The sequence below is a fragment of the Bacillus sp. AFS012607 genome, from assembly GCF_002558005.1.
Classification (GTDB): Bacteria; Bacillota; Bacilli; order Bacillales; family Bacillaceae_G; genus Bacillus_A; species Bacillus_A thuringiensis_S.
Genome location: NZ_NTVM01000012.1, coordinates 511,249 through 523,583, shown reverse-complemented (window position 1 = coordinate 523,583; position 12,335 = coordinate 511,249). Strand labels below are relative to the sequence as shown.

Sequence of the window (12,335 nt, the reverse complement as noted above, 5' to 3'; positions counted from 1 at the left end):
TATGGGAATGGAGCTCATTTTAAGAGAATGGATGGGGAAAGAAAAGGATTATTCAATTTCATATAGTACGTATATGAACCTTGTATTGTATACAGAAGGTCATGGATATTATATGAAAGAACGTGAAAAGATTGGAAGAAAAGGGGATTTTTTTACAAGTAGCAATGTATCCTCTGTTTTTGCAAAAACTTTTGCTAAACTTTTTATTCGTCTTGTTGAAAATGGTGAAGTTGCTTCGAATATTTGTGAGGTTGGTGGGGGAACTGGAAAGTTTGCCTATGATGTTTTACAAGAATGGAAGCAATTATCTCCAAAAACCTTTATTGATTTAAACTATTCAATGATTGAAGTGAGCCCTTTTCATAGGAAATTACAGCAGGAGCAACTTGGCTCATTTTCTAATGTATCGTACTATACCTCCTATAGTGAAATGGGAGATTCTTTCGAGGGAATTCTTTTTTCGAATGAGTTGTTTGATGCATTTCCTGTTGAAATAATTGAGAAAAGAAATGGTATGTTGTATGAAGTACGTATTACATATACAGAGGAAGGAAACCTTTCAGAAGTATGTAGGCCGTTAGATAAAAGAATTGGTCGATATTTATTGAAATATAATATTCATATTGCTGAAGGGCAACGTTTTGAAGTACCAATTGTGATGGAGGAGTATATAAAAGAAATTGCGAAATGGTTTCAAAAAGGTATATGTATTACAGTTGATTACGGATACACAAAAGAAGAATGGATGCATCCAGCACACCGTGAAGGAAGTTTGCGAGGGTATTATCAGCATAAGCTAATACGAAACCCACTAGCGTATCCAGGTGAAATGGATCTTACTACTCATATTCATTGGGACGAGCTAACTGAGATGTTTAGTCTGCAGGGAATGAGTGCAGTATGGCATAAGAAACAATCTGAGTTCTTGTTAGCTGCAGGAATATTAGAACAGCTTACGAGCCATCAAGATACGAATCCTTTTTCTGAAACGCAAAAAAAAAATCGAGCAGTTCGTTCTATGATTTTGAATGGAGGAGTAGGGAGTGCGTTTGATGTTGTTATACATACAAAAGATATGCAACATTTGCATTTGGAGCAGTATGTAACAATATAAAAAAACAAGACACAGTATATACTGTGTCTTGTTTTTTAATACGACTTATGTAGTATTATATATTTCCTCTCATGATATATATTTATATTAAAGATATGAGATGAAAAATATAGAATACGTTCTTTTTCTTTGATTATTAGTCCCTAACCTAATAATACGCGAACGAGTTGAATTATTGTTTCGTTCTCTACTTTGTAATAAATTTCTAATCCTTTTCTTTCACTAGAAACGATTTTAGCGCTTTTTAATTTTGCTAAATGCTGTGAAATTGTAGATTGTGGCATGTTTAAGCCAGTATACATTGTAGAAACGTTGCTTGGACCGCGCTCAATTAATCCTTTTACGATACATAAACGAACAGGATGAGCTAGTACTTTTAATAATTCTGCATTACTTTCATATAGTTCTAATTCTTTTTGAAAGGTTTCTAACATGTTCTTTTCCACCTCCGTGTGAGCTATTATACCATACTATACATACCAAAAATTTAAAGAAAAGAAAATAGTTGTTGCAGAAAAAAAGTCTTAAAGTAAAGAAATTGTAAGAAAAGAGACCCTGATGTAAATAAAATAGGTAAATTAGCACGTTTTTGTAAAATAAAATTTTTGGGTGAAAATTTCGATGCGTTTTAAAAATTGAAAGATATAGATATATTTGTAACACAATTTTATCATGATTTTCTTATTCTTTCAAATGAATATACAAAATTTTTAAAATAATATGACAAAGGAATTGTAATGATATATATAGAATATAAAACAGTTTAAAAGAAAAGAAGCTGAATGTAATTCGCTTCTTTATGATGATAACGAAATATTTGATTACAGCTGATAAATCTTAGGATAATCAAGTCATTAGTCATTTATTCTAAAATTCATCTTTTAGCAACGTTAAAAACCTGTGATTCCATATGTTCTCGTAAAAATCAATCGTCTCTTTTGCGGACATAAAAGGATTCTTCAACGTAGAGGTTGTTTTCTGTGCCATAAAGTTTTCGTATCCCAGTCCGTGGGCAAACTTAATCGTAGCATCCATACAGTACTCTGTTTGGGCACCAAAAAATTCAATGCGCTTTACAGATAATTGATCTAAAATTTCTTTTAAGTTTGTTTTATAAAATGAATTTGCATGTGTTTTTCTTACAAAAAAATCTTGTTCTTGAACATCTAGATCGGTATGAATAGCCCAATTTTCTTTCTCGGGTACTAAATCATCATCACAATGTTGAACAAAAAGGATTGGTTTATTTAATTTTCTGTATGAAGAAATTCTTTGATTTACTTTTGTTAGTAAGTTCTGTAAATCAAATAAATGCTCTCCGCTATAACATACTCCATTTTGTAAATCGATAACGATTAAAATATCTGTACAAGTATCCATTATTTTTGCTCCTTTTTTATTTCTTAATATATCAATTAATAAATTACTTGGAAATAGATAAAAATTTTATTTTTTAATGAACTATATAGACAGAAAAGCACTAAAACGAGTATGGTAGACAGCATAAAAAAAGATATGAAAACTTAATTTCATATCTTCTATTCATTCTATACATTTACAGGTTCTTCTACATAAGAAAGGGCATTTTCAAAATCGGATATTAAATCGTCAACATTTTCAAGGCCAACTGATAACCGAAGTAATGAATTAGAGATCCCTCTTTCATCACGAGCTTCTTGCGACAGTGCTGCATGTGACATTTTTGCTGGGTAAGAAAGAATTGACTCTACCGCTCCTAAACTAACTGCAAAAACGGGTAATTTTACTTTTGACAAAAATTGGCGGAGTGCATCTTCTGACTGCAAAGTAAACGATAAGACCGCTCCAGCTGATGTTGCTTGAGATTGTTGAATATCAAATCCGAGATGCGTTTGTAATCCAGGATAATAGACATTTTGTACTTTAGTGTGCTCTTGTAAATAATGTGCAATTTTATTGGCATTTTTAGCTGAATGCTCGAGGCGTACATGCAATGTTTTTAGGCCACGAAGTACGAGAGAACAATCTTGAGGCCCTAAAATAGCACCGAATGCATTTTGTAAAAATCCAAGCTTTTGAGCGAGTTCTGCATCTTTTACTACTGCTAATCCGGCAGTAACATCACTATGACCAGCAATAAATTTTGTAGCACTATGAAGAACGACATCAGCTCCAAGTTCAAGTGGTTTCTGGAATAGTGGTGTCAAAAAAGTATTATCAACAAAAGTAAGAGCGCCAATAGATTTTGCAAGTTTAGAAACTTCGCGGATATCTGTCACTTTTAAAAGTGGGTTAGAAGGTGTTTCTACATAAAAGAGCTTTGTATTTGGTTTAATGTTTTGTTTTATTTCTTCTAAATTGGTCATATCAACAAATGTATGTGAAACACCGTAACGGGAGAGTACCTCAGTTATCACTCTGTAAGTGCCTCCGTATACATCTTCTGAAATGAGTACGTGATCACCTTGTGAAAGAAGGAGGAATGCAGTGGAAATCGCTGCAATGCCTGATGCAAAGGCGAATCCCTTTGTTCCACCTTCTAATAAAGCAATGATATCTTCAAGAGCTTCACGAGTTGGATTTCCTGACCTGCTATAGTCATATTTTCCGAACGTATCTACATCAAACTGGTGAAAAGTTGATGTGTTATAAATGGGAACGTTCACAGCGCCCGTTTGTGAGTCATGTTTATATTGGTTGTGTAGTAAGAGTGTATCTATAGAATAGCTCATATTTTTACACCTTCTTTTACGAGTTTAATGGCTTGCTTTAAGTCTTGAATTAAATCGTTACTATTTTCAATGCCAACGGAGAATCGAAGAAGACGATTGCATACACCGTTTGCTGTTCTAATATCTTCAGGAATATCAGCATGTGTTTGCGTTGCTGGATAAGTTATTAAACTTTCTACACCACCAAGACTTTCTGCAAATGTAATTAAGGATAAAGATTGTAAGAATGGATTAATCCAAGCTTCATCTTTAAGGCGGAATGAAATCATGCCGCCTCTTCCTGGATAAAATACATCTGTCACCCCGTTTTCATCATTTAAATATGCAACAACTGCTTTCGCATTTTCTTCATGTTGTCTCATGCGAAGCGCTAACGTTTTCATACCGCGAATTAATAACCATGAGTCAAATGGGCTTAAAACCGCGCCTGATGCATTATGATAATGAGCGATTTCCTCGCAAAGTTCCATTCCTTTTGCAACGACAAGTCCGCTTAGTACATCGTTATGTCCCCCTAAATATTTCGTTGCGCTATGGAGTACAATGTCAGCACCTTCTGTTAATGGTTGCTGTATATAAGGTGTGTAGAATGTGTTGTCTACAATAAGAAGTAGTCCGTGCCTTTTCGCTACAGTTGCGACAGCAGCAATATCAGTAACTTGCATTAATGGATTAGTTGGAGTTTCTATGAAAATAGCCTTCGTTTCAGTTGTGATAGCTTGCTCAATTTGTTTAATAGATTGTGTATTTACGTATCTACATCGAACATTCCACTTTTTTTCGTGCTCAGAAAATAATCGATACGTTCCTCCGTATAAATCTTCAGATACAATAAGTTCGTCTCCAGAGTGGAATAGAGAAAGGACGAGGAGAACAGCCGCCATCCCTGAACTACAGGCATAACCTTGTTCGCCATATTCTAAGTCTGCGATCGCCTGTTCTAAAAGACCGCGAGTTGGATTGCCAGTTCGTGAATAGTCAAAGCCAGTAGATTTACCAATTCCTTCGTGACGATAAGCGGTTGAGAAATAAACCGGTGGATTAACCGTTCCTGTTGTAGTTTCACTGCGATTTCCGATTTGTGCTAGTTTCGTTTCGATTGTTGACATGTGAAAATTCCTCCTTTTTAAATTGAAACATTAAGTGAATATAAAATAAAAAAAGCCTTCTAAGAAGAAGGCTTTCGGTTTGAATAGAGTCTTCTTCTCATCTGTCAAATCTTTCACAATTTGCTGGAATTAGCACCTTATTAACAAACTGTTAATGGTTGCTGAGGCGTCATAGGGCCAGTCCCTCTACCTCTCTAGATAAGAATGTTCGTATGAAATTTTTATTATGTTTTTAACTTTACAACAAAAGATAATTGAATTGCAAGTTTATTTTAAATAATTTTTATTTTTCCGCAAGTATCATTGACTTTTACTTTTGTGCATGCTAAATTTATTAAAAAATTAACAAACATTGTTAAAAGGGGAACGCATTTCCTTTTAGCTACATAAATAAAATAATAAAGACAACTCTTATTGAGAGCGGTGGAGGGAAAGGCCCTGTGAAACCCGGCAACCTTCAAACGAAATGTTTGAAACGGTGCTAATACCTGCAAAACGAATGTTTTGCATAATAAGAGGAGGAACGATTATGTCCCCCTCTTCAAAGTGAAGAGGGGGTTTTTATATTGATAGAAATGAGGGAGATTCGTGAAATTACTAGATTTATTATCAAAAGGAATTGTAATAGGTGATGGTGCGGTTGGGACGTTATTGCATTCACATGGTTTGCAAAGTAGCTTTGAAGAATTGAATGTATCTGATCCAGACTTAATTATATCGATTCATAAACAATATGTAGCTGCTGGAGCAGATGTAATTCAAACGAATACGTATGGGGCAAATGAGACGAAATTACGTATGTATGGTTTAGAAAATCAAGTTACAGAAATTAATAGAGCCGCAGTAAAACTGGCGAAAGCATCTGTTACAGACAGAAATGCAATTTTAGGAACAATTGGTGGTATGAAACACATCGGAGCTGTTACAACGACTGATATGGAAAGGGAGTTTATGCTACTTGAACAGGCAGGGGCTTTACTAGAAGAACAGGTTGATGGATTACTATTAGAAACTTTTTACGATGAATTTGAATTACTTCATGCCGTTAAAGTATTGCGTAAGCAAACGAATATTCCAATTGTTGCTCAATTAGCGTTACATGAAGCAGGTACGACTCAAAATGGAAATGATGTCAATGAAATATTAAAGCAACTTATAGATTGCGGTGCAAATGTTGTTGGATTGAATTGTCAACTAGGGCCGCTTCATATGACGGAAGCTTTCAAAATGATATCGATTCCGCAAAATGGCTATTTATCAGCATACCCAAATGCAGGTCTCCCGAATTATGTGGAGGGACGTTATGTATATGAGGGAAGCCCAGCTTATTTTGAAGCGATGACACCGAGATTTATTGAGCAAGGTATTCGATTATTGGGTGGTTGTTGTGGTACGACTCCAGAACATATTCAAAGTATGAAGCACGCTGTTGCGAATATTACCCCTGTAATAGAAAAAGACACGATTCAAAGGCCGAAAGTCGTTCATACGCATGAGAAACGTTCGAAGGCTCACGTCACTCTAGCAGAGAAAGCGAAAAAACAAACGACAGTTGTAGTAGAATTAGATCCACCGAAAACGTTAGATACACAGCGTTTTTTTGAAGGAGCAAGAGCGTTAAAAAGAGCGGGAGCAGATGCTATTACTCTAGCAGATAATTCATTAGCATCGCCTCGCATCTCGAATATGGCAATGGGTGCGTTATTAACCAAGCATGATATCCCAGTATTGACACATTTAACGTGTAGAGATCATAACGTCATTGGACTACAATCTCATTTGTTAGGTTTATCGGCGTTAGGGATGGAAGAAGTGTTAGCTTTAACTGGTGATCCAGCGCGCGTTGGTGATTTTCCCGGTGCAACTTCTGTATATGATTTATCCTCTATTGAGCTCATTAAAATGATTAAAGAAATGAACGATGGACGTTCAATTTTAGGGAAATCAATTGGACCGGCGACAAGGTTTTCTGTAGGCGGCGCATTTAATCCTCACGTGAGGCACTTAAAAGCAGCGGTTAAGCGAATGGAACGAAAAATAGATGCTGGAGCGGAGTATTTTTTAACTCAGCCAATTTACGATATCGCGCTAATTGAAGAAGTGTATGAAGCGACAAAGCATTTGGAACAACCTATTTTTATTGGAATTATGCCGTTAGTAAGTAAGCGGAATGCAGATTTTCTTCATTTTGAGGTGCCGGGTATTACTCTTCCTGAAGAAATAAGAGAGAGAATGGATGGACACGAAACGAAAGAGGCAGCAATTGAGGAAGGGATTCGCATTTCGCAAGAATTAATCGACATAGCGATGAAATATTTTAATGGTATTTATCTTATTACACCATTTTTAAAGTATGAAATTACAGAACATCTTGTTAAATATGTAAGAGAAAAGCAAGAAGTGAAAGAAGGTATTAATTGATGAAGTGTATAGAAGAAAAATTACAGAATAGCATTTTAATATTAGATGGGGCAATGGGGACAATGATTCAGCAAGAGGATTTAACTGCTGAAGATTTCGGAGGAGAAGAGTACGAGGGCTGTAATGAATATTTAGTAGAAACAAGACCAGACGTTATTTTAAAAATTCATAAAGCTTATATTGAAGCTGGAGCGGATATTATTGAAACAAATACATTTGGGGCAACGAATATTGTACTAAGTGATTATGAGCTGTCTCATTTAGATGAAGAACTAAATGAAAAGGCAGCACTTTTGGCGAAGCAAGCTGTTAAAGAAAGCGGGAAGGAAGTATATGTTGCGGGAGCAATGGGACCAACAACGAAAGCAATTAGTGTTACAGGTGGTGTGACTTTTGAAGAATTGATTGAGGCTTATACAAGGCAGGCACGAGGATTGTTAAAAGGAGAAGTTGATGTATTACTCGTTGAGACGAGTCAAGATATGCGTAACGTGAAAGCAGCTTATATTGGAATTCAAGCTGCTTTTGAAGAAATGAAAAAAACGGTTCCTATTATGATTTCAGGAACGATTGAGCCAATGGGAACGACTCTGGCTGGGCAAACAATTGAAGCTTTTTATTTATCAGTAGAACATATGAAACCATTATCTGTTGGATTAAACTGTGCGACTGGTCCGGAGTTTATGAGGAACCATATTCGTTCACTATCTGATTTATCGGAGTGTTACATTTCTTGTTATCCAAATGCAGGTCTTCCTGATGAAGATGGACATTACCATGAATCTCCATCTTCTCTTGCTGAAAAGGTGAAGCGATTTGCTGAAGAAGGATGGGTTAATATTATCGGTGGTTGTTGTGGCACGACACCAGAACATATAAAAGCAATGAAATCCGCGCTAGCATCTCTTAAGCCTCGTGACCATCATGAGAGAGAAGGACATGGAATTAGTGGATTGGAGGCACTTCAATACGATGAGTCTATGAGACCGTTATTTGTAGGTGAAAGAACGAATGTTATTGGATCACGTAAATTTAAACGATTAGTAGCAGAAGGGAAATTTGAAGAGGCTGCTGAAGTGGCAAGGGCGCAAGTGAAGAAAAATGCTCATATTATTGATATTTGTATGGCAGATCCTGATCGTGATGAAATAGAAGATATGGAGAAATTTTTGACAGAAGTTACGAAAGTGTTAAAAGTACCGATTATGATTGATTCAACGGATGAAAATGTTATGGCAAGAGCACTTACTTATATTCAAGGAAAAGCTGTTATCAACTCTATTAATTTAGAAGATGGAGAAGAGCGTTTTGAAAAGGTAACACCGCTTCTTCGTAAGTATGGTGCTGCAATTGTAGTTGGTACAATCGATGAAGATGGTATGGCAGTAAGTGCTGAAAGAAAATTAGAAATTGCAAAAAGAAGTTACGAATTATTAACGACGAAATATGGAATACGTCCGTCAGATATTATTTTTGATGCACTTGTGTTTCCAGTAGGGACAGGTGATGAAGAATATATTGGTTCAGCGGCAGCGACTATAGAAGGAATTCGTCTTATTAAAGAAGCGTTACCAGAGTGTTTAACGATTTTAGGTGTAAGTAACATATCATTTGGTTTACCACCAGCTGGACGTGAAGTATTGAATTCCGTCTTTTTATATCATGCTACGAAGGCTGGATTAGATTACGCGATTGTTAATACGGAAAAATTAGAACGCTATGCGTCGATTCCAGAGGAAGAAAAACACCTTGCAGATGCATTACTGTTTGAAACGACTAAAGAGACGTTAGAAGAATTTACAAACTTTTACCGAGTCGCTAAAAAGAAAGATGTCGTTGTGCAAGAAACGTTAACGCTTGATGAAAGACTAGCAAATTATATTGTAGAAGGTACGAAACAAGGATTACACGAGGATTTAAGTCTTGCACTTGAAGAAGGAAGAAAACCTCTTGATATTATTAACGGTCCGCTTATGACAGGGATGGACGAGGTAGGACGACTATTTAATAATAATGAACTTATTGTTGCTGAAGTATTGCAAAGTGCCGAAAGTATGAAAGCTGCTGTAAGTTATTTAGAGCCATATATGGAATCTAGTGATAGTGCGAAAAAAGGGAAAGTATTATTAGCAACTGTAAAAGGTGACGTGCATGATATTGGGAAAAATCTCGTTGAAATTATTTTAGCGAATAACGGATATGAGATTATTAATTTAGGAATTAATGTACGTTCAGATCGAATTGTTCAAGAAGTACAAGAAAAGAATCCGGACATTATAGGACTTTCAGGTTTATTAGTAAAATCAGCGCAACAAATGGTAACGACTGCTGAAGATTTAAAAGCTGCAAATATTGATGTTCCCATTGTTGTAGGTGGTGCAGCATTAACGAGAAAGTTTACAGATAATCGGATTTCACCATCATATAAAGGGCTCGTTTGTTATGCGAGTGATGCGATGACGGGGCTCGATATTATTAATAAGCTTCAAAAAGAAGAAGAGCGTGAGAAGATGAAACAGGATAAGAAAGAACGGCATCTTCATATCGTAAAAAAAGAGGAGAAGAAAGTAGAAATTCCAGCAGTAATTGAGCCATTACCAAAGGCTGAGGTTATCGTGCCTGATTCAACAAAACGAATTGTATTACGCGATATTCCCGCCCTTCATCTCGCTCCATTTTTAAATAGACAAATGCTACTTGGGCATCACCTTGGATTAAAAGGAAATGTGAAGAAGCTTTTGAAAGAGGGAGATAAGAGAGCGCATGAATTAAATGATTTAATAGATGAATTATTGCAAGAAGGACAATCTTGGTTAAAGCCAAAAGCAGTGTATCAATTTTTTCCAGCGCAAAGCGATGGACAAAACATTGTAATATATGATCCAGAAGATCATACGCGTGTTATAGAGCGTTTCACGTTCCCTAGACAAGGAAAGGCCCCCTATCGTACTTTAGGCGATTATTTGCGCCCAATTGGAGATGAGATGGACTATGTTGCTTTCTTATCTGTTACGGTTGGGGAAGGAGTTCGGGACATTGCTGAAGAGTGGAAGGCGAAAGGTGATTACTTACGTAGTCATGCCATTCAATCGTTAGCGCTTGAATTAGCAGAAGGACTTGCTGAAAAAACACATATGCTCATTCGTGACCGCTGGGGCATTCCAGACTCACCTGAACTGACGATGGAAGAACGTTTCCGTACGAAATATAGAGGAATACGCGTGTCATTTGGTTATCCGGCGTGTCCAGAACTTGCAGATCAAGAAAAGCTATTTCGCTTAATTCATCCAGAGGAAATAGGTATTTCATTAACAGAAGGATTCATGATGGAGCCAGAAGCGTCCGTAACGGCTATGGTATTTTCTCACCCTGAGGCAAGATATTTTAGTGTATTATAGTCTAGAAGGGGGAGACGTATGAAGAAAATAGTCTTTACAGGTGGCGGTTCGGCAGGACATGTAACACCTAATTTAGCCATTATCCCACATTTACAGGAAGACAACTGGGATATCTCTTATATTGGTTCTCATCAAGGTATTGAGAAAACGATTATAGAAAAGGAAGGCATTCCCTACTATAGTATTTCGAGTGGAAAGCTACGTCGTTATTTTGATTTGAAAAATATAAAAGATCCTTTTCTTGTAATGAAGGGTGTTATGGATGCGTATGTAAGGATTCGAAAACTAAAACCAGATGTGATTTTTTCAAAAGGCGGTTTCGTATCTGTACCAGTCGTAATTGGAGGATGGCTAAATAGAGTACCAGTTTTATTACATGAATCTGATATGACGCCAGGACTAGCAAATAAAATTGCGCTTCGTTTTGCTTCGAAAATATTTGTTACATTTGAAGAAGCAGCGAAGCATTTACCGAAAGGAAAAGTAATATATACGGGATCTCCTGTACGTGAAGAAGTGCTGAAGGGAAATCCTGAAACAGGTTTAGCATTTTTAGGTTTTTCACGTAAAAAGCCAATTATTACGATTATGGGAGGCAGCTTGGGCGCGAAGAAAATTAATGATACGGCTCGAGAAGCATTACCAGAACTTCTTAAAAAGTATCAAATTGTTCACCTTTGCGGAAAAGGTAACCTTGATGAAAGTTTACAAAATAAAGAAGGATATAGCCAATTTGAATATGTACATGGAGAACTGCCGGATATATTAGCGGTAACAGATTTTGTTATTTCACGCGCGGGCTCCAACGCAATTTTTGAATTTTTAACATTACAAAAGCCGATGGTTTTAATTCCATTATCGAAATTTGCAAGCCGTGGAGATCAAATATTAAATGCAGAGTCCTTTGAAAGGCAAGGGTATGCCTCCGTATTATATGAAGAAGATGTAACTGTAAAATCTCTGATAAAGTATGTCGAAGAATTGAATCAAAATAATGAGAAGTATAAAACAGCACTAAAAAAATATAATGGAAAAGAAGCAATTCAAACAATCATTCAAAATATTTCAGAGGCATGATGAAACAATCATGCCTCTTTTAGTAGGGTGAAAGATTCCAAGAATTGATATTTTTATGTTACAATAAAGTGAAACTTTAATCAGTTGGGTGCATCCCACATCTAACTTCTTTACTTTTACTGAAATTTGAGGAGGGAGTCTTACTGCCCTCAAATAGCGGGATAATAACTGGGTTAATAGAGAAATTCCAATTAATGAGGCGTGAAAATACGAATGGATTAGGAGTGACTGTGTTGGAGCTAAGTCTCTATGAAAATACTGCACTTATTATATGCTTTGTGTTGTACGTTGGTAGTGTTATTGTTTATATTTCAAGGAAATTTTCGCAAGAAAGAGAGCTTGAAAAGTCAGAGATAACAGCTGAACTAGAAATGTTAGCTGATGAAAGTTATAAAAAACAAAAAATAAAAGAAGACCATGAAGCATCCCATCATTTAAACGCAAATAAGTTTTAAAGATGGGGATTTTTTTTGAAGTTGTTCTTTATTATAGCTATAACAAATAA

General features: G+C 36.1%; 9 protein-coding genes and 2 riboswitches. Of the genes, 5 read left to right on the top strand and 4 right to left on the bottom strand.

Going from position 1 to position 12,335, the window contains the following annotated elements:
- Position 1 precedes the first annotated feature (1 nt).
- Positions 2–1,114, top strand: coding sequence for a class I SAM-dependent methyltransferase (locus CN409_RS16220; protein WP_000525134.1), 1,113 nt, complete (start codon positions 2–4; stop codon positions 1,112–1,114).
- A 143-nt stretch (positions 1,115–1,257) separates the two neighbouring features.
- On the opposite strand, the gene CN409_RS16215 is transcribed toward CN409_RS16220, so the two are convergent.
- From CN409_RS16215 to metI, 4 genes are all read right to left on the bottom strand, one after another.
- Positions 1,258–1,548, bottom strand: a complete 291-nt coding sequence (locus CN409_RS16215) for an ArsR/SmtB family transcription factor (RefSeq protein ID WP_000894377.1) — start codon at positions 1,546–1,548, stop codon at positions 1,258–1,260.
- A gap of 433 nt (positions 1,549–1,981) precedes the next feature.
- Complete coding sequence (locus tag CN409_RS16210; protein WP_097981591.1) at positions 1,982–2,494, bottom strand: cysteine hydrolase family protein; 513 nt, start codon at positions 2,492–2,494, stop codon at positions 1,982–1,984.
- 167 nt (positions 2,495–2,661) lie between these two features.
- On the bottom strand, positions 2,662–3,825 hold the full coding sequence (metC, locus tag CN409_RS16205; RefSeq protein WP_000122298.1) for a cystathionine beta-lyase: 1,164 nt from the start codon (positions 3,823–3,825) through the stop codon (positions 2,662–2,664).
- The gene (gene metI, locus CN409_RS16200) at positions 3,822–4,934 is read right to left on the bottom strand and encodes a cystathionine gamma-synthase/O-acetylhomoserine thiolyase (protein WP_097981592.1); all 1,113 of its coding nucleotides are present in this window, start codon (positions 4,932–4,934) and stop codon (positions 3,822–3,824) included. The genes metC and metI overlap by 4 nt, the downstream gene beginning before the upstream one ends.
- A gap of 94 nt (positions 4,935–5,028) precedes the next feature.
- A riboswitch (SAM riboswitch) is annotated at positions 5,029–5,139 on the bottom strand.
- A gap of 203 nt (positions 5,140–5,342) precedes the next feature.
- A riboswitch (SAM riboswitch) is annotated at positions 5,343–5,452 on the top strand.
- Between the two features lie 70 nt (positions 5,453–5,522).
- Here metI and CN409_RS16195 point away from each other — a divergent pair.
- From CN409_RS16195 to CN409_RS16180, 4 genes are all read left to right on the top strand, one after another.
- Positions 5,523–7,355, top strand: a complete 1,833-nt coding sequence (locus CN409_RS16195) for a bifunctional homocysteine S-methyltransferase/methylenetetrahydrofolate reductase (RefSeq protein WP_000770366.1) — start codon at positions 5,523–5,525, stop codon at positions 7,353–7,355.
- On the top strand, positions 7,355–10,753 hold the full coding sequence (gene metH / locus CN409_RS16190; protein WP_086390481.1) for a methionine synthase: 3,399 nt from the start codon (positions 7,355–7,357) through the stop codon (positions 10,751–10,753). Before CN409_RS16195 ends, metH begins: the two co-directional genes overlap by 1 nt.
- 18 nt (positions 10,754–10,771) lie before the next feature.
- Positions 10,772–11,830, top strand: coding sequence for an undecaprenyldiphospho-muramoylpentapeptide beta-N-acetylglucosaminyltransferase (locus tag CN409_RS16185; RefSeq protein WP_063675682.1), 1,059 nt, complete (start codon positions 10,772–10,774; stop codon positions 11,828–11,830).
- A gap of 194 nt (positions 11,831–12,024) precedes the next feature.
- Complete coding sequence (locus tag CN409_RS16180; RefSeq protein WP_001250699.1) at positions 12,025–12,285, top strand: DUF3966 domain-containing protein; 261 nt, start codon at positions 12,025–12,027, stop codon at positions 12,283–12,285.
- Positions 12,286–12,335 lie beyond the last annotated feature (50 nt).